Below are 21,375 nucleotides of genomic sequence, written 5' to 3' on the forward strand. Positions count from 1 at the left end.
ATCAGCAATAAAAACACCAAAACATTTTCATCAAAAATCCGTAACTTTGCCGCCTACTAAAAATTTTATGGAAAGTATTCAAGTTCACGACAAAACTTTTGTGCCTTATTTAGAGGATGCCGAGATTCAGGAGATTGTAAAAGCTACCGCTCTGAAAATTTATGAAGATTATAAGGATGAAGTTCCTGTTTTCATTGGTGTTTTGAATGGCGTAATCATGTTTTTTTCTGATCTTTTAAAACATTATCCGGGAGAATGCGAAATTGCATTTATCCAGATGAGCTCGTACGCAGGTACAGAATCTACCGGAATCGTTTACCAGAAAATGGAGCTGACGAAAGACGTTAAAGACCGTCACATCATCTTAGTAGAAGATATTGTAGACACAGGAAACACAGTTGAAAGTTTATTTAAGTATTTCAACGAAACACAACGTCCGAAGTCTGTAAAAATCGCTTCATTCCTTTTAAAGCCTGAAGTGTATAAGAAAGATTTCAAACTTGATTATATCGGAAAAGAAATTCCTAACAAATTTGTTTTGGGTTACGGCCTTGATTATGATGAATTGGGAAGAAATTTACCCAACTTATATCAACTGGCTGACGGACAAATCAACCATTAACGGCTGTTGGCTTTTAGCAGATAGCTTTTAGCCTTAATTTAGAAAAATAGAAAGAAATAAATTTTAATAATAACTAAAAATAGCTGAAAGCAAAAAGCAAACCGCCAAAAGCCAATTGCCAGCTGCCAACAGCAAAACCACATTATGATAAACATTGTTCTGTTTGGCCCTCCGGGAAGTGGAAAAGGTACACAAGCTCAAAACTTAATCGAAAAATTCAATTTAAAGCAAATCTCAACGGGTGATCTTTTCAGATTCAATATGAAAAATGATACCGAACTTGGGAAACTGGCTAAATCGTACATCGATAAAGGAGAATTGGTTCCGGATCAGGTAACAACAGATATGCTGATTGACGAGATCAGAAAACCGACCGATGCTTCAGGATTTATTTTCGACGGTTATCCAAGAACTGCAGTTCAGACAGAAGCTTTGGAAAAGATTGTAAAAGAAGAACTGAATGATGAGATCGATATATGTCTTTCTCTGGTTGTGGCAGACGATATTTTACTGGAAAGACTTTTGAAAAGAGGCGAAACCAGCGGAAGAACCGACGACAGCAATGCAGAAATCATCGGAAGCAGAATCAAAGAATATTACGCAAAAACTGCAGAAGTTGCAGAATTATATAAGCAGCAGGGCAAATACGTTGAGATCAACGGTGTAGGAGAAATCAGTGAGATCTCTGAAATGCTTTTTGCTGAAGTAGAAAAAATAAAATAATAATTTGAGATTTGAAGTTTGAGATTCGAGATTGAATTTCAAACTTCAAATTTTCAATTTCAAATTGAAGCATGAGCAATTTTGTAGATTACGTAAAAATCCATTGTAAAAGCGGTCACGGTGGTGCAGGTTCTGCCCATCTCCGCCGTGAAAAATATATTCCCAAAGGTGGTCCTGACGGTGGTGACGGAGGTCGCGGCGGTCACGTGATCATGAGAGGAAATGCACACGAATGGACTTTACTTCCGCTTCGTTATACGCGTCACGTAAAAGCGGAGCGCGGACAGAACGGAGCCAAAAACCAGCTCACAGGAGCCTTCGGAGAAGATGTTTACATCGATGTTCCCATTGGAACCATTGCTAAAAACGAAGATGGTGAAGTTGTAGGGGAAATCCTGGAAGACGGTCAGGAAATCATCCTGATGGAAGGCGGAAAAGGTGGACGGGGAAATGAATTTTTCAAATCTTCTACCAACCAGACACCCCGTTTTGCCCAGCCGGGAATGGACGGACAGGAAGGATACATCGTTTTCGAACTTAAAATCCTTGCCGATGTTGGTTTGGTAGGTTTCCCAAATGCCGGAAAATCTACACTTTTGGCCTCTGTTTCTGCTGCAAAACCGAAAATTGCCAATTACGCTTTCACCACATTGACTCCCAACTTAGGAATTGTAGATTACAGAAATTACAAGTCTTTTGTGATGGCTGATATTCCGGGAATTATTGAAGGTGCCGCAGAAGGTAAAGGTTTAGGACACAGATTCCTGAGACATATCGAAAGAAATTCTATCTTACTGTTTTTGATTCCTGCAGATTCTGAACAGCATTTTCAGGAGTTTAAAATTCTTGAAAATGAACTGAAGGAATACAATCCTGAACTTTTAGATAAAGATTTCATCATTTCTGTTTCAAAAGCAGATCTCTTGGATGATGAACTGAGAAAAGAAATTTCAGCAGAATTTCCCGAAAACAGGCAACCTCTGTTTTTCTCGGGTGTCACCGGTGAAGGCCTCATCGAACTGAAGGATGCCATCTGGAAACAACTTCACGGATAAAATAATAATTGTGCTGTAAATTCTCTTTACAGCACAATTTCTTTAAAGGATCTCCGTTAGATTTAAAATTAAACTAAAAAAAATGACTAAGAATTTTTTTTTGACCTTATCGGTCACAATTTCGGGACTTATGAGTGCTCAGGAATCAGCATCAACACCGGATTTCGACAAAAAATTTAAATTTGGAGTGAAAGCGGGTTATTCGTTATCAAACATGAAAATATTCGATGACAAACTCGATTCCAAGTCTTATTTCTATGCAGGATTTGTTGCGGAAAAACCAGTTTCATCAAACGTAAGCATTCAGGCTGAAGCTTTGTACACACAGATTGGTGGTACAGATTCTCTTCCTCTCGTACAGCTCGTCGGCAACGAAATCGTTGAGATGGGAAACGTAGATTTTAATTATCAATTTACTCAGATTCAGATTCCAGTTTCGGTTAAATATTATTTTGTCCCGAGATTTTCAGCTTCGGCAGGAATGAATTTTGGCATTAATCTTTCTGAAAAAATGAAAACCGATGTAATTGTAAACGGTACAGATTCTCAGGATCTGGTTGACTATAAAACGCTGAATCTTTTCCCTTTTTTAGGTGCAGAGTATAAAATAACTGATCAGTTTTTTATTGACGCAAGATACAGTTTCAACTTTTTTGATACTCACAGGAAAGGTTTTGAAACAAAAATTGGTTTTCTGCAGGCCGGTGTAGGTTACAGATTTAATTAAAATATTGAAAAGAGAAGCTGAAAAGTTTCTCTTTTATTTTTTGCAGACAATTACCACTTCATTTTTTGAAAAACCCTGATAGATATCTTCTTCAAAAATCTGAACATTGGTTTTGAAACCTGCACCATTTAATCGTTTTTCAAGTCCCGAAACTGAATAAATTCTTACGTGATCGTCCTGTCCGAAATACTTTAACCTGTCCTGAGGCGTTGTTTTACTGTAATCTTCATAGATTTCTCCATTTTTAAAAGGCGTTTGAATGAGAATGTGACCGTCTTTTTTCAAGACTCTGTACAGTTCTTTCATTGCAATTTCATCTTTTACAATATGCTCTAAAATATGATAGCAGACAATCAGATCAAAAGTGTTTTCTTTCACGTCTATTTTTGTGATGTCAAAACGGTAGTCAGACAAAAATTCATTTTCAAAATCAGTTGGAAAATAAGAAATATCTTTTCTTTTTTTCCATTTTTTGTACAGCATTCTTGAAGGTGAAAAATCAAGAAAAGCAGAATTTGGTTTTAAATAATGAGTTTCCAGAAGAAGATTAAGTCTTCTTGTTCTTGGTAAGCTTCCGCAAACCGGACAGATTAAATCACCATTTTCCAGTTTTACAAATTGTTTCAAATTCGTCTGGCAGATATTACAAATGTGATTTTCCCCCTGATAAAAAGGTTTTAATAATTTCCGAAACTGATCTTCATTTTTAATCAGAATTTCTTTGGGAATAATATTTTTAACAATTGATTTAAGAAAATTGTACATACTGCTTTTATCAGACTTCAAAATAACAAAAATTTAGAGAAAAACTGGTGGCTTTACATTCAAAATTCTTTCAGATATTTCATTGGAATACTTATTGTACAACCCGACACAACATTTAAAAATTATTGAACCGCCAAAAGTTGATTGATAACAAAAATCAATATTCATGGGCGTTTACATATCATTTATTACTAAAATTAAAAACTTAAATATGAAATATTTTTTGGCAATCTTAGCCTCCGTCCTTCTGTTCTCATGTGCTTCGCAAAAAACAGGTTCAAAATATTCTCAGATCGAATACGAGGCCGGACCGTGCTTTGGCTCTTGTCCGATGTTTAAAATCACTATAAATCCTGACAGAACTGCGGTTTTTGAAGCCGAACATTTTAATTTTTCCAAAGGTTTCAACAAAAGCGACTTTGACAAACCGAGAGAAGGAACTTTTAAAGGAACCATCAAAGAAGAAGACTATAAAAAACTGACCGCCTTAATCGATGGTCTGAATGTGAAGTCAATGAATGATAAATACGGTAGCAGAAATATTACTGACATGGCAACCTCTTATTTAAGAATTAAATTTGCTGACGGAACTTCAAAAGAAGTTGAAGACTACGGCAAAAAAGGAACAGAAAAACTGGTAGAAGTTTACAAATTTTTTGAAGACCTGAGAACTAATCAGGACTGGAAAAAAGTAGAATAATTGTCTTAAAATAATTTAAACTATCTTTGCAGTATATTTCGCGGCATTCTCAGCCAAATAGTAAATGATTTTACTTAAAAACTCTGTTAAAAATCCTTTAGCAGATCTGCTTAAAAATGATGAAGTATACTGCTTCGACCGCATTATTTTAATACGCAATAAATATTTTGTTATTCACAGACTTAAAACTCATTAAGCCCATTCTGGATGCGCTTCAAAATGAAGGTTACGAAAAACCAACCCCTATTCAGGAACAAGCGATTCCTTCTATTTTAGAACACAGAGATGTTCTTGGTACAGCACAGACAGGAACTGGCAAAACTGCAGCATTTGCCATCCCAATTCTACAGAATCTTACAGAAAGAAAAGGCCCTAAAAACAATCACATAAAAGCATTAATCCTGACGCCAACGAGAGAACTGGCAATTCAGATCGAGGAAAGTTTCAATGCTTACGGCAGAAATTTACCTTTAAGAAAGCTCGTAGTTTTTGGAGGTGTAAAACAGGGAAGTCAGGAGCAGGCCTTGAGAAGAGGTGTTGATATCCTGGTTGCCACACCCGGAAGATTACTTGATTTTATCGCACAGGGAATTATTTCTCTTAAGAATCTTGAAATTTTTGTTTTGGATGAAGCCGACAGAATGCTCGACATGGGTTTTGTACATGATGTAAAAAGAATTATTAAACTTTTACCTCAAAAAAGACAGACGCTGTTTTTCTCGGCAACAATGCCGACGGAAATTCAGAAACTTGCAGATTCTATTCTGAATACACCAATCAAAGTTTCAGTAACACCGATTTCTTCCACTGCGGAAACCATTAAGCAGTCTGTTTATTTCGTTGATAAAGATAAAAAGCTGGATCTGCTTTCACATATTCTTCAGGACAATATCAAAGAATCTGTTTTGGTTTTCTCAAGAACCAAGCACGGAGCCGACAAAATTGCAAGAAAGTTACAGGCTTCGAATATCACAGCAGAAGCTATTCACGGAAATAAATCGCAAAACGCAAGGCAGAATGCTTTAAGTAATTTTAAATCAGGTAAAACACGTGTTTTGGTAGCTACAGACATTGCTGCAAGAGGAATTGATATTGACGAACTGAAATATGTGATCAACTTCGAACTTTCTGATGTGGCAGAAACTTACGTTCACAGAATTGGTAGAACAGGCCGTGCAGGAGCAGAAGGAAGTTCGCTTTCATTTGTGGACGGTTTAGATTTATTGAATTTAAAGGATACCGAAAAATTAATTGGAATGAAAATTCCGGTAGTAAAAGATCATCCTTTCCATACCGATAATCTGGTGATCGAAAAAAGAGATTCCAACAACAAGCCTTTCACGCCAAGACCGAAAGCTGCTGCAGGTCAGCAGAAATCGGATCACAGCAAAAAGCCTAAGAATAAAAGTAATTTTTTCAGAAAGAAATAAAAGCAAAGCCTTCCGTTTGGAAGGCTTAATTTTTATATAATGCTAAGCTTTAAAAATTCTCTTCGCATTCTCACTTGTAATTCTGTCGATTTCCGCGAAGTCGACTCCATAAATATCGACGAGTTTACCGGCAACAAGATCAAGATATGAACTCTCATTTCTTTTGCCTCTGAATGGAACGGGTGCGAGATAAGGTGAATCTGTTTCCAGAACTATTTTGTCTAATGGAATTTCATTCAAAAACTGATCAATCTTCCCGTTTTTAAAGGTCACTACTCCACCGATTCCTAAAATGAAATTTAAATCTAAAGCATGTTTTGCCTGCTCAAGATTTCCTGAGAAACAATGGAAAATTCCACGAAGCTTTGGATGTTTTTTCCGATCTAAAACTTCAAACGTTTCATCGAAACTTTCTCTCGTGTGGATTACAATTGGCAAATCTTTTTCAATTGCCCAATCGATCTGCTGCTCAAAAGCTTTCACCTGAATATCCAAAGTAGATTTGTCCCAGTACAGATCAATCCCAATTTCTCCGATGGCCGGAAAATGTCTCTGATCTAGATAATTCTTAACAATTTCCAGTTCGTTTTCCCAGGATTCAGGTTTAACATAACAAGGATGTAAACCCATCATTGAATAAATACGGTCAGGATATTCACTTTCCAGCTGAAGCATTTTACCGTGCGATTCTGAGTCGATTGCAGGAAGATAAAATTCTGTAATTCCTTTATCTACAGCTCTATCGATGGCTTCTTTTCTGTCTTCATCAAATTCTTCTGCGTATAAATGCGTATGTGTATCAATCATTATTTTAAAAAATTTAAAAGATCTTCATAAGGATTTTTGAGATTCAGAAGCATTCCGAAAGCCGGTTCTGTCTTGATTCCTTTTTTCTTAAGATCTATTATTTTCTGTTTAAATTCTTCTCCTTTTTCAGTCAGTATTTTATGTTCTGCAAGCATATGGAGGTAGGCGTTTTGCTGAGTTGCCGGCCTGTTCTGTCCGAAAATTTCGATTGGGAATTCTTCTATTATTAAATTACAGACAACCGATTTAGTTTCGTTAATTACAAGGGTTTCAATATTCAAATCAAATTCAGAAAATGTCTGATTTAAAAAGCTTTTAAACTCAAGCTGATCTTTAACCTCACAAATAATATCCAAATCACTTTCCTCAATATCAATCGCAATTGGAATTGTTCCTGCTAAAACAGGTGAATATTCCTGAAGTTTTTCAAAGATTTCATATTGATAAAGAATCTGAAAAGCTCTTTTCTGTTTTTTATTTCCTACTTTTAAATAATCAAGTTTAGCAAAGTCAATCATTTAATTTTAAATTTTAGACCTTAAATCCTGAATATTTTATGTTTCACTTTCAATCTCTGAACTTCAATTTTCTGATTCAGCTTTTCTTTAAATTCAATGTACTTCGGATCTTTCTCGTCATCCGTCCGATGTTCCAGAGCCTGATTGATTTTAAAATTTTCTTTGATAAAATCTTTCGTTTCATCAGAAAAATAAGCATTTCCAAACTTGTCGAAAATGTAATTGACCGCCTGCGAATTAGGATGTATCAAATCATCTTTATAAAATCTGTAATCGCGCAAATCGTCCATTAAAATCTCGTAAACCGGAAGGTAATGGCAGTTTTCAAACTGAGAAATGACTTCATGAACCGCTGTAATCAGTTTAGACTTACTCAACTGGTTTTCAGTCATTCCGTCTTTAGTGTGACGAACGGGGGAAACCGTGAACAAAATCTGCAGATTTTCCGGACAAATATCTTTTAAATTGATAACCGTGTCGTAAATTGAATCTGTCAGTTCCTGATGCGTCAAAAGTCTTTTCTCAAAGAATTTCTGAGGAATTTTGTGACAGTTCGCAACCAATTTTTTCTTGGGCTCAAATTCGTAGATAAACGACGTTCCGTAAGTGATAATGACCCAGTTTGATTCCTGCAGAAACTGATTTCCTTCAGTCAATTTTGTGTTGATCTTATCCAAAGTCTGATGAATAAACCTCGTGTCAAAACTTGTGTGGTGATCAAGGGAAATAAATTCGTCGTGATAGGTAATCAGTTCATCTTCATGATAAAATTCAGAATCATGAAGTCTTTTCACAGCATTATTAATCGAAAATGGGTTGAAAACCGTCCCGAACGGATTGTTGACCGTCTGAAGCTGACCTTTCTGAAATAAATCAGACATTTCCGACGCAAAACAGGAACCTATTGAAAATGTTTTATCTTCAATTTCTATTTTGTTTTCAGATTCTGCGATGTTTACTTCAGTACGGAATTTCATTTAAGTCAATTTGAAAATGAGTTCATTTGATAATTTGAAAATGAAAATTTAGTCGCTGACAATTTTCAAATTGATACATTATCAAAATTTCAAATTAAGATTCTCTTCTTAAAAGATAGTTAGCCAGTTCTGCGAAAGGCTTTTTTTTCTCATCGTCGATATCGATTTTCTGAAGGAAACTTTGACCTATTTCGTTGTGTTTTTCGATCAGTCTTAAAGCTTTTTCATCTACTCCTGTGCGTCGGAAGATCTTTTCTACGCCGTAAACTTTATCGATATTATCTGTTTTCTTTGAGTACCAGAAATCAAGTTCTTTAAGTTCAGCCTCTGTGGCGTATTCTCTTGCCAAAAGATAAAGAACTGTTTTTTTGTTTTCGTAAATATCTCCTGCGTGCTTCTTACCAAACTGTGCCTGATCTCCGAATACATCCAGATAATCATCCATGATCTGGAAAGCGATACCGATGTGTTTTCCAAAGTTGAAAATTGCTTTTGCATCCTTAAAATTGGCTTTTGCTATCATTGCCCCAATCTCGAAAGATGAAGCGCTTAGAACACCGGTTTTGTAGGTAATCATTCTGATGTAATCATCGAAGGTTACGTCTTCTTTTGTTTCAAAATTGATGTCGTATTGCTGACCTTCGCAAAGCAGCAATCCTGTATGGGTGAAAATTCGGATACAGGCTTTAAAGATTTCAGGTTCAAGGTCTTCAAAAAACTTGTAGGCTTTCAGCATGAGCCCGTCTCCTGAAAGAATTCCGGTATTGATCCCGTGAAGGGTATGAATGGTTGGCTTATTTCTTCTTAAAGGTGCTTCATCCATAATATCATCATGAATCAGCGTAAAATTATGGAAAAACTCGATGGCCAGAGCCGGTTTAATTGCCTCTTTCATGTCACCGCCAAAGAGATCGCAGGCCATCAGCACCATGATCGGGCGAAGACGCTTTCCGCCGTGGGAAATGATGTAATTCATCGGGTCGTAAAGCTCTGCCGGCTTGTCTTTGAAAGTATATTTGGTAATGGCATCAGCAACAATCTGTTGGTAGGTGTCTAAGAATTCCATAAAATGTAAATAGTTTGAACAAAAATACAATTTTCCGAGGGGTTTTGAAATAAAAAATCTCCATCAAAAGATGAAGATGAGATATTAATTATTATATGTGCAGATTAATCTAAGAATACATTATAATTTTTAAAATTATTATTAACAACCTGCGGATCAATTTTTATCCTGTCACCCATATACACTTTTGTAACACCGGCAGGATCCTTCAAAAACTCTTTTCTTTTATTCACAAAAGTCTCTTTTGTGGTAGGAATATGATTTTTAGGCAAATCAGCCTTTGTATTTCCTTTTTTTAAACCATTTAGTAAGAAGTGAAAAAGCATTTTCTCATCGTACACCTCAATAACCAAACCTGGCAGTCCCTTGAATCGATATGGCCCATCACTAAGTGGTATTGACTTTGTAAACCATGCCTCAAATTTTCTTCCATTAATGAGACAGTACGCATTTTGGCAATCAAACTCACCAATTTTCTTTTTATTACTTCCTAACTGCCACTCTAATTTAGTTACAGGAAAACTAAAGGTTGCATTAATGACTTTGTCGTAAACAGTAATATTTCCTTTTTCTTTATCAAAATATACTGATTGATTGACTTTGCTTTTAGGTAACACACTGTAATCAATCACCATATTTCCTTTCTGTATATTACTTAAAATAGTAGAATCATTTTTCATTTTTGTATAGCTACAGAATAAAGATTCCTTAGGATTTGTAAGTAGTACAGTATCCTCGGTATTAATTTTATTTATGTTAGTTGAGTCTGTATGATAGCTATAATTGTAATAGTATGCTATATCGGAGTTAATGCTTTGTGCATTAATAAAATTAGTAATAAAAACTAAAAATAGTATAATTTCTTTTTTCATGAACATATATTATAAAAACCCATCACATTGAAGTGATGGATCTACATTTTCTATAGTGCACAAGTTAAATAATCTGCAGCAGCATCGCTCATTAAACATTTAATTCCCCAATCTAAATCCCAAGAAATAAAGGTTACTAATCCACATGATGTTTTTATTGGTATATTGGCAAACCACTTCTTTACTACTTTGGTAGGTTTAATAACCTATATGTTATTAGCACTCATTAATCCAGCAACGCCTAAGGCTGCTACTAAAAATAATTTTTTTATTTAAGAAATTTTGTTTAAACTTTTTGCGCATTTAGTTTCAACTATTCAAAGAAATGAAAAAAAAAGACATGTACAAAATTTCAATCACTTTTCTTTGACAAATTAATTATTTTAAATAAACAAAAAAACTTTGCCCAAATGAGCAAAGTTCAAATTTACAGTTAAAATCTTTTACGTTAAATAAGTAACCAAAAGATAGGTGATTCCTGCAACAATCGCAGAAATAGGAATCGTTAAAACCCATGCCCAAAGAAGGCTTACGGTAATCCCCCAACGTACTGCTGATATCCTTTTTGTTAAACCTACTCCGATAATTGAACCGGTGATAGTATGTGTAGTCGAAACAGGAATACCGAAATGGTCTGTTAAAAATAATGTAATTGCACCTGCCGTTTCTGCACTTACACCTTCCAGAGAGGTTACTTTTGTAATTTTGGTTCCCATTGTTTTGATGATCTTCCATCCTCCGCTCATGGTTCCCAATGCAATTGCTACGAAAGAAACCAGAGGTACCCAAAGATAATCTTTGGCAAAGTGGTCAAAACGGTCTGCAGAAGCTATATTTATATACTCAGGATCTATAAGAATCTGAACGTGATAATAAATAACAGCCGCACCAATGATTCCCATTACTTTCTGAGCGTCATTCAAACCATGTCCTAAACTGAACAGAGCTGAAGAAACCAACTGCAGTCTTTTAAAAGATTTGTCAGCTTTGTAAGGATTTGATCTTTTATAAAGGTGTACGATAATTAAAGTAATGATAATAGAGATGATCATACCAATTACCGGAGCAAGGAAAATAAATAAGAAAATTGGGATTACTTTGCTGAATTTCACAACATCCTGGCTCACGACTTTGGAAAAAGTCTGCTTCAGAGTGTCGATCATGCCTAAATCAGGCGTTGCAGCTACTACTTCGCGGTAATCCATCAGGAAAGCATGCATTAAGGCTGCTCCCAAAAAGCCGCCGATCAAAGTATGGGAAGATGATGACGGAATACCGAACCACCATGTTAAAAGGTTCCACGCAATGGCGGCGATAAGACCTGAGAAAATTACTTCAAGCGTAATAAAATTCTCGTTAACAGTCTTGGCAATTGTATTACCGATTTTAAATTCACCAATAATATAAGCAGCGATAAAGAAGGCCGCAAAATTCCAGAGTGCTGCCCAGAGTACTGCCTGAAAAGGAGTTAAAACTTTTGTAGAAACAATAGTGGCAATAGAATTGGCTGCATCATGAAAACCGTTGATGTAATCGAAGATAAGCGCCAAAGCAATGATCACTGTAAGTAAAATAGGAAATTCCATCTTTCAGATCTCTTGTTTAAGCGTATTTAATCATGATGTTTTCAATCGTATTGGCTACATCTTCAGCTTTATCGGTTACGATTTCAAGATAGTTCAATACAGAAGAAACTTTGATGATATTGATGGCATCATTGGTTTCAAATAAATCAACCATAGAGTTTGAAAGCAGATCATCAGCAATATTCTCAATAGAATTTACTTTGATACATGCTTCTTTCACCTGCTCCATATTTTTGAATCCTTTAAGGTTCTTCATTGCATTCTGAATTTCGATACATGCTTTGTGAATCAGTAAAGAGAAATCTGAATAAGCCTTCATCTCAGGAGACTTATAAAGGAAAATATATTTTGTAGAAGCATAGATGTAATCTGCGATATCATCAAGACCTGTAGCAAGGGTGTGAATATCTTCTCTATCGAAAGGAGTAATGAAGTTTTTCCCCAGTTCCACAAAAATCTCGTGAGTCAACTCATCGTTTTTGTGCTCGTAGTCGCTCATTTTTTTCAACATGGTATCGTCGTTTACGTCAAAATCTTTGATCCCGTTATTGAACTCTTCAGACATAGCCACAAGGTTGTCGGTTACTTTTTCAAAAAGTACGAAGAAGATTTTATCTTTTGGTTGAAAAGCGTGGAAAATATTACCAATTCCCATTGTAAAGTATTTATTATAATTCGTGTGCAAATTTCTAAAAAAAGCTTCTTAACAAAAAGCATCCAGCGTTAATTTTTGTTCATATTGGAATAAACTTTTTAACAATCGAAATTACAGCTAAATATGATTACCTATATCACTAAACAAACCTTACAAGTTGCTATTTTTCAATGATTTAAATAAAAAAAGCCAGCGAAAATGCCGGCTTAAATTATATGGTATGAATAAGATTAGTTAGCTTCTTCAGCTCTCATATCTTTTCCTTTAAACTTCATGGACTGGATATTTCCCAAAAGCTCACCTTTAAAAGATTTTTCAACCTCGAAGAATGAGAATTTTTCAAGGATCTCGATGTTACCGATTTCAGCTCTTTTGTTACCTTTACTTGAAGTAGCTTTGTTGATAATTTCAAGGACATCAATTTTCTTCAACTGGTCTTTTTTACCTAAATTAAAGAAAAATCTTGTCATATTTTCGTCACGCTGTCTTGGTTTTCCGCCACGGTCGCCTCTTCTTCCATCACGGTCATCTCTTGGCCCTCTGTCGCGGTCTCTTCCTCTGTCTCTGTCTCTTCTATCGCCTCTTCCTCCTCTGTCATCATCTCTTGTACTCATTTTCTGCTCCAGAATATCCTGCTTGTCTTTATAATAAAGCGCAAGATCTTTTAACTGGAACTGAAGCAATTTGTGCACAAGTTCTTCTTTTGAAAATTCAGATAGGTCAGGAATTAAAGAATCATCAAATTCGAAGAAATCTTCGTGTACTTCCAAAAGGTTTTCGAAAACACCAGCTACCTGAGCTTTTACGATATCTTCACCTGTAGGAATTCTTGATTCAGTAATATCAATTTTGGTAACCGATTTTATCTGCTTCAGTTTTCTGCTTTCCTCAGGTTTAATCAAAGAAATAGAAATACCGTCTTTTCCTGCTCTACCTGTTCTTCCACTTCTGTGAACAAATACTTCCGGATCATCCGGCAAAGAGTAGTGTACAACGTGCGTAAGTGAATTCACATCCAAACCTCTCGCTGCCACATCTGTTGCTACCAGAATATCAATGTTTTTCAGTCTGAATTTCTTCATTACTGTATCTCTCTGCGCCTGAGAAAGATCACCGTGAAGAGCATCAGCTGCATAACCGTTCTGCATTAAGAAATCGGCAACTTCCTGAGTTTCCATTCTTGTACGGCAGAAAATAATTGAATATTGATTAGGGTTTGAATCGATTAATCTTTTCAAAGCCTCCTTTTTCTGACGGTAACCGGCTACATAATATTCGTGCTTGATGTTCTTCTTAACTTCGTTAATAGAACCTACAGAAATTCTGTGTGGTTTGGTCAGATAATTTTTAGAAATTCTCTCAACTTCCTTGCTCATTGTTGCTGAGAAAAGGAAAGTCTGTTTTGTTTCAGGAGTTTCGCTCAAAATTGTTTCCAATTCGTCTTTGAAACCCATTGAAAGCATTTCATCTGCTTCGTCTAAAACCAACCAGTGAATTGCTGAAAAGTCTAATGCTTTTCTATTGATAAGGTCGATTACTCTTCCCGGAGTTCCCACAATGATCTGTGGTTTGTCCTTTAGAGATCTCATCTGATCCATAATACTGCTTCCCCCGTAAACCGCTGTAGATTTAATGTTCGGCATGTACTTCGTGTAGTTTTTTATGTCTTTAGCAATCTGAAGACATAATTCCCGTGTCGGACAAAGCACCAAAAATTGGATTTTGCGACTCGTATCGTCAATCATATCCAAAATCGGAAGCGAAAACGCTGCTGTTTTGCCTGTCCCTGTCTGCGCAAGTGCGATCAAATCGCGAATATCTGAAAGAATGAAAGGGATAGTCTGTTTTTGGATTTCTGTCGGGCTTTCGTAACCCAGTTCGCCAATTGCCTTAAGTAAATCAGGTCTTAAATTGGACTCCGTAAATAAATTCATTAAATAATATAAAATTTTTGCAAAGGTACAATTATTATTTGGATAATCTCGCAACGTATATTACAGAATCAATAATTTAACATCTTAAATTTGATTCATTTTTTAAAATAATCAAAAAAAATCATCCTTTTTATTCAAAATTTTAAAAATATCATGCCCTCGCAGCAATTTAGGACATTCTTTGTTTTAACAGTTAATTTTTATTAATACTTCAAAAATTCATTCTACAATAGATTTAAATTGATTAAATTTGGTTTAAAATCAATCATCGAATGTCTGCAACAATATCAAAAAATACTTTAAATTTTCTACAGAATCTCATTCAAAACAATAACCGTGAGTGGTTTACGGAGAATAAAAAACAATATACCGATTCTCAGGAAAATATGATTTTATTCATAGAAGATCTTATAGCAGAAATGGGTGTTTTTGATGAAGACATTTTAAAGACAGATGCCAAAAAGACGCTTTTCCGAATTTACCGCGACGTACGTTTCTCGAAAGACAAATCTCCCTATAAAACCAATATGGGAGCATCTTTAGGAATGGGAAAAGGCAGCCAGAAAGCAGGCTACTATCTTCATGTGGAACCTGGCAAATCTTTTCTTGCTTCCGGAATTTACATGCCGGACTCTGCAGCTTTAAAAACCATCCGCAAAGAAATTTCGCTGTATTCTGAAGATTTCCTGAAAGTTGTTAGTCAGAAAAATTTCAAAAAACTTTTTAAAGAGCTTGACCAGGACGACCAACTAAAGAAAATTCCGCAGGGCTTTGAAAAAGAAGATCCTATGGCCGAATATTTAAAACTGAAAAATTTTATTGTGGTCTATCCATTAAAAGACGAAGATATCATCCATAATGATGCTGCAAAAAAATTCTCTGAAATCTTTGAAGCAGCAAAACCGCTGAATGATTTTTTAAATTCCGCAATATTAAATTCTACAAATTAGACAATAGACACATTGCTCTGAAAATGAACACATTACAATAAGTGCGATTTAATTAAAATTTAACATTTTTCACTACCTTTGCTGGTCATAAAAAAGAAAAACTAATGTCTTTATACCAGCAGCTCGCAGAAAATTTACAGTTTATCAGCCCCGCTTTCTATAAACAGAGGTATTTTAAAAATCTGGAAAACCTTACCAAAGAAAACTTTTCGGCGAGAAATGTAGAACCGGAATTGGTTTGGATAAAAGATTATTTACGGAACGATGCGGTAATTTTCGACATTGGCGCCAACGTAGGCACCTTTCTCTATCAGTTTGAAAACAAACTGAAACATCAGAATATTTTCGCTTTTGAACCCAATAAGAAGCTGAACGTAAGGCTGAAAAGACTTTTCCCGTCGATGAACATTTCTTCTGTGGCACTTTCTGATGAAAACACAACCGCTCAGTTTAAAGTTCCGATTATTAAAGGAAAAATGGTCGCTTCGAGAGGAACTTTAAATACTTCCTACAGAGAAAAAGACGAAGAAAATTCTTATACAGAAACAGTTGAAGTTGTAAAACTGGACGACTGGATAAACTCTGTAAAACTTCCGAAAATTGATTTTATTAAAATTGATGTAGAAGGAAATGAAATGAAAACCCTTCTTGGAGGAAAAAATACCATTCAAAAATACAAACCGGTTTTGATGGTTGAGATGGAACAGCGACATCACGAAACACCCATCTGGAACGAGATATCAGAAGTCGAAAGCTGGGGTTTTGAAGCAAAATACCTCAACAGAAAAACCTTTGAAACAGAAAAACTGACCGAAGAAATTCTGATCAAAAACACAGGCGACGAAAAAAATAAAACCAACTACATCAACAATATCATTTTCCTTCCTAAAAACTTTTAAAAACTGAGTATGAGTGTAGTTGCAAGGCAGGGATTTAAGTATTCTGTAATTGGTTATGTCGCGACATTGATCGGGATGTTTTCTATTTTTATTTTCACCAATAATCTGATTTTTTACGGAAAATTACGGTACATCATGTCTGCGGCAGAAATGCTGGTTCCGTTTGTGGTGTTGGGAATTTCGTATTCTAATGTGAAATTTTTCGGTAAAGCGCAGGAAGAAGGTAAAAATCAAAATATGCTGTCACTTTCTCTCGCGTTGATTTGCATTAATTTCATCATTTTTCTTATTATTTTTTTTCTCATCCCTTACTTTTTCCCTCACTTTGCCGAAATGAAGATCTGGGAAAGTAAAAAATATATACTCCCATTAGTACTCACACTCTCGCTTTGTGCCGTTCTCAACAGATATATTTCTAATTATAAAAGGATTGTTGTTTCCAATATTTTCGATAATCTTTTACCGAAATTGGCTAATTTAGGTTCGTTCTGTCTGTTTTTTTATTTTCAGTTTTCAGAACAGATTGCATTGGCATTTTTCTTCGGGATGTTTGCTCTAATGCTTTCGGGATACATTTATTACACCAACAAACTCGAGAAGGTACAGCTTGATTTCAGCAGAGACTATTTCAAGAAGGATAATTTTTACAGAGAATTTGCGGCTTACAGTTTTTTTGGATTTCTCGGAACGTTTGGGAATCACATGGCGATCAACAATTATATGATTGGCGAATTTATTGGTGAAGAAGAAATTGCTGTGTACAGCATTCTGCTTGCTTTAATCTCGCTGATTTCCATTCCGCAACTGGGACTATTCAATATTTCTGCACCCATTATCAGAAAAAATCTGGCTGACGGCGATATGGAAGAACTTGACAGATTTCATAAGAAAACTTCGCTTACCATCTACTTTTTGGGAGCAGTTCTGTTCGGCTGCATCATGGTTGGATTTCCGTATTTGACTCACTTTATGCCTAAAAAAGGAGATTTACTGAGGATGTATGAGCCTGTGATCTGGATTTGGGGATCTGCAGTTTTACTGGATCTGGCAACGGGTTTTAACGGAAATATTATTTCGCTTTCAAAATATTACAAGTTCAACATCATCGTTATGCTTTTACTGGCAGGTTTGACGATTGGATTGAACTGGTACTTTATCAACAACACTGATTTATCTCTGATTGGAATTGCTTTGTCTACGGCGATCTCTGTGACGCTTTATAATATGATAAAAGTGATTTTTAATTATTTTGTGTTTAAAGTTTCTCCTTTTTCTATAGAAATGATTTTCGTGTCGATTATCTGTACTTTGGCAATTACTGTTGCGATTGTTTTGCCTGTTTTTGAGAATAATTTCATCAATTTGATTTATAAACCGGCGGTTGTTTTATTGCTGATCTTTGTAGGAAATCATTTCACAAAAATATTTCCTGTTGAAGATTATATCAATATGAAATTTATTAAAAGCATTTTGAAATTTAAGTAAGATCGACCAGAAGATTTTCTAAATTTTTGAGAACAGCTTTTTTATTAAATGCCTTCTGAAAGTCGTATTTAAAGTTTTTCAAATCATAGAACTGCTGAATTACATCTTCTTTTTCCTGAACGATAAAATCCATTTTTGAAGAATATTTTTTTGGGAAGACAGCTATTTTTCCAAACTTGATGGCGTCGCCAATATTTCCGGTCATTTTGGTTTTACCGTAGATTTCTTTTTGGCTGAAAAATTCTGTTTTCTGCTGAATCGGACACCATAAAACATCAGCCTTTGTCATCCACATTTCAAATTTTTTCTGCGAAATTCTTTCTGTAAAATATCTTAAATCAAATTTCTCCGAAACTTTCCTGATGTTCTCAAGCTCATCTCCTTTTGCCTTTCCTAAAAATACAAATTCAATATCTGCAGCTGACTTTGATTTTTGAATAACATTTAAAACATGCCTGTAATCACGTCTTTTCTGGGAAACTCCACCTGGAATGACAACCGTTATTTTTTCGTTTTCATCCTGAATAAATTCTTTGGTGTAAAAAAGAGGTAAAAACTGATATTCAGATGAAGAAAAACTGTTATCCAAAACAAGTTGAGATGCGTTCTGATAAACTTTCGCTGAATTCATTAACCCTTCCTTCAACAGCAATTTTAACCGGTAACCAATATCTTCTTTGATAATATTCTGAATTAAAACCAATTTTGAAGCTTTGGGAAAATTCAGATTGTGAACGATTACAGCAGTCTTATATTGCTGGGTAACGCTTAAAAATGTATTGAAATACCGGTGAACCGTTCCAATAATTATTAAATCATATTTCTTCGATTTCAGCTGGCTTAAAATTACCGACTGATCCGATAGAAAGATGTTTTCAGAATTTTGCGGAATCTGATTTTTGATTTTTTCTGAAAAATAATAATCGACAAAAAATTCTTTGGAATCTTTCATTAAATCCAAAAAATCGGCAGCAATTTCTGCGTGGGTGTCGATTTCGATGTAGGCGATATTTTTCAAACTGTTGATATTCTAAGTTTTGGCTGAAGCCAATGAAATATTCTTTTTATTTAAAAACTGACTGAAGCCCGCTCCTATTGAATTATATTTTAAACCATTTCTTTTTAAACATATCCCAGCGCTGCTGATTGATTACTTTCTGTTCATCTTTTGAAATCTTCAGTTCCAGATTTTGAGATTTACATTTTTCATACGAACTGATAATTTGAAATAAAAAATATGGTGATTTAATCTTTACAGCCTCTTTAGCTGCAGCAACGTACGTCAGAAATCGGTTTAAACCTAAAAAATAAAAATATCTTCCATAATAATCTGCTGGTTTTATGGTATAATCTGCGCCTTTTACTTTGATTAATTTCACATGTAATTCAGGAATTACAACTTCTTTCCATCCTGAATTCTGCAATAAAATAGCATCAATATTATCCCAACCCAAAGTCTCACGCAAACCACCCATTTGCAGAAAAGATTCCTTTCGGTAAGCCTTCATTGGGCCTCGGACATGGCGTTTATTTGAATTTCCTTCGTACAACCAGTCACCGTTTTTCTCTACATACAAAAGTCCACCAACCAAACCATAGTCAGAGTTTTTGACAAAAGCATCAGCAACGGTCTGAAGATAATTTCCCTCTAAAATAATATCAGAATCAAACTTACAGATGATATCATATTCATCTAAATTCTGAGTTCCCAAACCTTTTCTAAATGCTGCAACGACTTTCGAACCTGGCTGATGAGCTGACTTCTGGAGATTAATGGTTTCAAATCGGGAATCCTTATCAGTATATTTCCTGATGACCTCTGAAGTTCCGTCAGTAGAACCGTCATTGACCACAACGACTTTAAAATCCTTTAAACTCTGTTGCTGTAAAGAATCTAAAGTAAACGGTAAATTGTTTTCCTCGTTGTGTGCAGGAATGATGATTAGAAATTTCAAAATGAAAATTTAGTTTTCAAATTTAGTTTAAATCCATTAAAAAACCTTCTAATCATCTTTAAAAAGAGTGAAAAGAAGGTTGATTTTTTTTGATTCTGTTATTTAAATCAAATATTATTTTGTCGGATACTTTTGTATTAAAGCCTGTAATATTGCCCAAGTTTCAGCATCCATAATTCCGTCGTAATTCTGCGGTCTGAAGTGATACTGAAAAGCTTCAATGGTTCTTTTGGTGGCATCATCCCACTTTTCGGAAAGGTCAATTCCGTAGCCGAACTTCTGAAGACTGGTTTTTACTAAAAACACAAATGAAGGATCGTTGTATTTTGTTGTAAAATCAGTTACTGCAAGAGTATAAAAATTCTGTTTCACTGCTTCGTCGTACCACATCCCGATCTGATATTCATCGTACAGTTTTTTCCATGGAAACAGAGGTCCCGGATCCTGTTTTCTGGTTGGGGCAATATCAGAATGTGCCAAAACATTGGTTGGCGGAATTTGATACCTGTCAACAATATCTTTTGCCAACGCAGCCACTTTTTTTACCTGTTCATCGCTGTACGGAAGGAAAGTTTTCTTTCCTGTTGCATCAGCAGTATATCCTACGTTAACAATTTCGATACCTATGGAATTATCATTTAGGTTTTTATCTGATCTCCAGGTACTGATGCCTGCATGATAAGCTCTTTTATTTTCGTCAACCAACTGATAAATTTCGTTATCACCAAGATTATTGACAAGGTAATGTGCACTCACCGACTTTTGTGTAAGAGCTGTAAGCGACCTGCTATCATCTAATGCTGTATAATGCAGAATCAAAAACCTCTGTCTGAAATTTTGCCCCATTGACGGAAAATATGTCTTCACAACTTTATAACCCTGAGGCTTAGCAGAAACGATCGAACCGTAACTTGTGGTATTGTCATTATTAGCAATATTGGCAATATTTTCTCTGTAGAATTCTACTCCGTTTTCAGTTTTTACCTGAGGTCTTCTGGCTGCTTCGCTGTCGTTATCGCCTGCAGTTTTGTTTGTGGTAGAAGCAATTTTGGGTCTGTAAGTTGCAGCAACTGTTTTTTTCTTCGCAGCACAGGAAAAAATTAAAGTACTTAATCCGATGATATATAATGTTTTACGCATCTGTGGGTTTTTATAGTCTATTATGAGGGTAAAAATACACATTTTTTTTGTTAAAAATATTTGCTTGGTAATGAAAACTACTCTATATTTGCACTCGCAATAACGGAATAGAGATCTTCAAAATATAAGATAAAGGAGAGTTGCCTGAGAGGCCGAAAGGACATGTTTGCTAAACATGCGTACTGGAAACGGTACCAAGGGTTCGAATCCCTTACTCTCCGCTTTTTATCTTTCTCGGGGCGTAGCGTAGTCCGGTCATCGCGCCTGGTTTGGGACCAGGAGGTCGCAGGTTCGAATCCTGCCGCCCCGACAGTTTTAGATAATTTTTACAAAATTACAAATGGGTGCGTAGCTCAGCTGGATAGAGCATCTGCCTTCTAAGCAGACGGTCAAAGGTTCGAATCCTTTCGCGCTCACTAAAAAACTCACAATTTTTTGTGAGTTTTTTTTGTTTAAAGACTGTTTCAAACATCCATCACTTCCAAACCTGGAATTCCTTTATCCTGAAC

At 35.4% G+C, this 21,375-nt stretch carries 21 protein-coding genes and 3 tRNA genes; 12 read left to right on the top strand and 12 right to left on the bottom strand.

Annotated features, from left to right (window positions below; genetic code table 11):
• Positions 1–67: 67 nt before the first annotated feature.
• The 4 genes from hpt to ASG21_RS15030 all read left to right on the top strand — a co-directional run bounded on the left by hpt (position 68) and on the right by ASG21_RS15030 (position 3,127).
• Complete coding sequence (gene hpt / locus ASG21_RS15015; RefSeq protein WP_056081904.1) at positions 68–622, top strand: hypoxanthine phosphoribosyltransferase; 555 nt, start codon at positions 68–70, stop codon at positions 620–622.
• A gap of 144 nt (positions 623–766) precedes the next feature.
• Positions 767–1,345 carry an adenylate kinase gene (locus ASG21_RS15020; RefSeq protein ID WP_056081906.1) on the top strand — a complete coding sequence of 193 codons (579 nt, stop codon included), beginning with the start codon at positions 767–769 and terminating at the stop codon, positions 1,343–1,345.
• Positions 1,346–1,416: 71 nt separating this feature from the next.
• A complete protein-coding gene (gene obgE / locus ASG21_RS15025; protein WP_056081910.1) occupies positions 1,417–2,400 on the top strand; it encodes a GTPase ObgE in 984 nt (327 codons plus the stop codon).
• Between the two features lie 82 nt (positions 2,401–2,482).
• The gene (locus ASG21_RS15030; protein WP_056081913.1) at positions 2,483–3,127 is read left to right on the top strand and encodes a porin family protein; all 645 of its coding nucleotides are present in this window, start codon (positions 2,483–2,485) and stop codon (positions 3,125–3,127) included.
• Positions 3,128–3,160: 33 nt separating this feature from the next.
• Here the strand turns inward: ASG21_RS15030 and ASG21_RS15035 are convergent, their stop codons facing one another.
• The gene (locus tag ASG21_RS15035; protein ID WP_056081916.1) at positions 3,161–3,892 is read right to left on the bottom strand and encodes a class I SAM-dependent methyltransferase; all 732 of its coding nucleotides are present in this window, start codon (positions 3,890–3,892) and stop codon (positions 3,161–3,163) included.
• A gap of 211 nt (positions 3,893–4,103) precedes the next feature.
• On the opposite strand from ASG21_RS15035, the gene ASG21_RS15040 reads away from it, so the two are divergent.
• A complete protein-coding gene (locus ASG21_RS15040) occupies positions 4,104–4,592 on the top strand; it encodes a DUF6438 domain-containing protein (protein ID WP_056081918.1) in 489 nt (162 codons plus the stop codon).
• Positions 4,593–4,759: 167 nt separating this feature from the next.
• Positions 4,760–6,022, top strand: coding sequence for a DEAD/DEAH box helicase (locus ASG21_RS15045; protein ID WP_056081921.1), 1,263 nt, complete (start codon positions 4,760–4,762; stop codon positions 6,020–6,022).
• Between the two features lie 42 nt (positions 6,023–6,064).
• Here the strand turns inward: ASG21_RS15045 and ASG21_RS15050 are convergent, their stop codons facing one another.
• The 8 genes from ASG21_RS15050 to ASG21_RS15085 form a co-directional block, all read right to left on the bottom strand.
• A complete protein-coding gene (locus ASG21_RS15050) occupies positions 6,065–6,829 on the bottom strand; it encodes a TatD family hydrolase (protein ID WP_056081923.1) in 765 nt (254 codons plus the stop codon).
• The gene (locus tag ASG21_RS15055) at positions 6,829–7,347 is read right to left on the bottom strand and encodes a DUF4269 domain-containing protein (RefSeq protein WP_056081926.1); all 519 of its coding nucleotides are present in this window, start codon (positions 7,345–7,347) and stop codon (positions 6,829–6,831) included. Before ASG21_RS15055 ends, ASG21_RS15050 begins: the two co-directional genes overlap by 1 nt.
• Before the next feature lie 20 nt (positions 7,348–7,367).
• Positions 7,368–8,324, bottom strand: coding sequence for a GSCFA domain-containing protein (locus tag ASG21_RS15060; protein ID WP_056081929.1), 957 nt, complete (start codon positions 8,322–8,324; stop codon positions 7,368–7,370).
• Positions 8,325–8,418: 94 nt separating this feature from the next.
• Complete coding sequence (locus tag ASG21_RS15065) at positions 8,419–9,390, bottom strand: polyprenyl synthetase family protein (protein ID WP_056081932.1); 972 nt, start codon at positions 9,388–9,390, stop codon at positions 8,419–8,421.
• A 104-nt stretch (positions 9,391–9,494) separates the two neighbouring features.
• On the bottom strand, positions 9,495–10,262 hold the full coding sequence (locus tag ASG21_RS15070) for a GLPGLI family protein (RefSeq protein WP_056081936.1): 768 nt from the start codon (positions 10,260–10,262) through the stop codon (positions 9,495–9,497).
• Between the two features lie 443 nt (positions 10,263–10,705).
• Positions 10,706–11,848, bottom strand: a complete 1,143-nt coding sequence (locus ASG21_RS15075; RefSeq protein ID WP_056081938.1) for an inorganic phosphate transporter — start codon at positions 11,846–11,848, stop codon at positions 10,706–10,708.
• Between the two features lie 16 nt (positions 11,849–11,864).
• Positions 11,865–12,503, bottom strand: a complete 639-nt coding sequence (locus tag ASG21_RS15080) for a DUF47 family protein (protein ID WP_056081940.1) — start codon at positions 12,501–12,503, stop codon at positions 11,865–11,867.
• Positions 12,504–12,733: 230 nt separating this feature from the next.
• A complete protein-coding gene (locus tag ASG21_RS15085; protein ID WP_056081943.1) occupies positions 12,734–14,437 on the bottom strand; it encodes a DEAD/DEAH box helicase in 1,704 nt (567 codons plus the stop codon).
• A 272-nt stretch (positions 14,438–14,709) separates the two neighbouring features.
• Here ASG21_RS15085 and ASG21_RS15090 point away from each other — a divergent pair, with 272 nt between their 5' ends.
• The 3 genes from ASG21_RS15090 to ASG21_RS15100 all read left to right on the top strand — a co-directional run bounded on the left by ASG21_RS15090 (position 14,710) and on the right by ASG21_RS15100 (position 17,771).
• Positions 14,710–15,387: a DUF2461 domain-containing protein gene (locus ASG21_RS15090; protein ID WP_056081946.1), complete on the top strand. Its 678-nt coding sequence runs from the start codon at positions 14,710–14,712 to the stop codon at positions 15,385–15,387.
• Between the two features lie 104 nt (positions 15,388–15,491).
• Positions 15,492–16,286: an FkbM family methyltransferase gene (locus ASG21_RS15095; RefSeq protein WP_056081950.1), complete on the top strand. Its 795-nt coding sequence runs from the start codon at positions 15,492–15,494 to the stop codon at positions 16,284–16,286.
• Positions 16,287–16,295: 9 nt separating this feature from the next.
• Positions 16,296–17,771 carry a hypothetical protein gene (locus ASG21_RS15100; protein ID WP_056081953.1) on the top strand — a complete coding sequence of 492 codons (1,476 nt, stop codon included), beginning with the start codon at positions 16,296–16,298 and terminating at the stop codon, positions 17,769–17,771.
• On the opposite strand, the gene ASG21_RS15105 is transcribed toward ASG21_RS15100, so the two are convergent.
• The 3 genes from ASG21_RS15105 to ASG21_RS15115 form a co-directional block, all read right to left on the bottom strand.
• Positions 17,764–18,789, bottom strand: a complete 1,026-nt coding sequence (locus ASG21_RS15105) for a hypothetical protein (protein ID WP_056081956.1) — start codon at positions 18,787–18,789, stop codon at positions 17,764–17,766. The two genes, ASG21_RS15100 and ASG21_RS15105, sit on opposite strands and share 8 nt — an antisense overlap.
• An 82-nt stretch (positions 18,790–18,871) precedes the next feature.
• Positions 18,872–19,726 carry a glycosyltransferase family 2 protein gene (locus ASG21_RS15110; RefSeq protein ID WP_056081959.1) on the bottom strand — a complete coding sequence of 285 codons (855 nt, stop codon included), beginning with the start codon at positions 19,724–19,726 and terminating at the stop codon, positions 18,872–18,874.
• A 114-nt stretch (positions 19,727–19,840) separates the two neighbouring features.
• Entirely contained in the window at positions 19,841–20,866 is a 1,026-nt protein-coding gene (locus ASG21_RS15115; protein WP_056081963.1) for an N-acetylmuramoyl-L-alanine amidase, read from the bottom strand.
• Between the two features lie 134 nt (positions 20,867–21,000).
• On the opposite strand from ASG21_RS15115, the gene ASG21_RS15120 reads away from it, so the two are divergent.
• The 3 genes from ASG21_RS15120 (at position 21,001) to ASG21_RS15130 (ending at position 21,282) form a co-directional block, all read left to right on the top strand.
• Positions 21,001–21,087: transfer RNA gene (locus ASG21_RS15120), tRNA-Ser, on the top strand.
• 14 nt (positions 21,088–21,101) lie between these two features.
• Positions 21,102–21,176, top strand: a tRNA-Pro gene (locus ASG21_RS15125).
• A gap of 32 nt (positions 21,177–21,208) precedes the next feature.
• Positions 21,209–21,282, top strand: a tRNA-Arg gene (locus ASG21_RS15130).
• The last annotated feature ends 93 nt before the right edge of the window (positions 21,283–21,375 follow it).

This window comes from Chryseobacterium sp. Leaf394 (assembly GCF_001424105.1).
Taxonomy (GTDB): Bacteria; Bacteroidota; Bacteroidia; order Flavobacteriales; family Weeksellaceae; genus Chryseobacterium.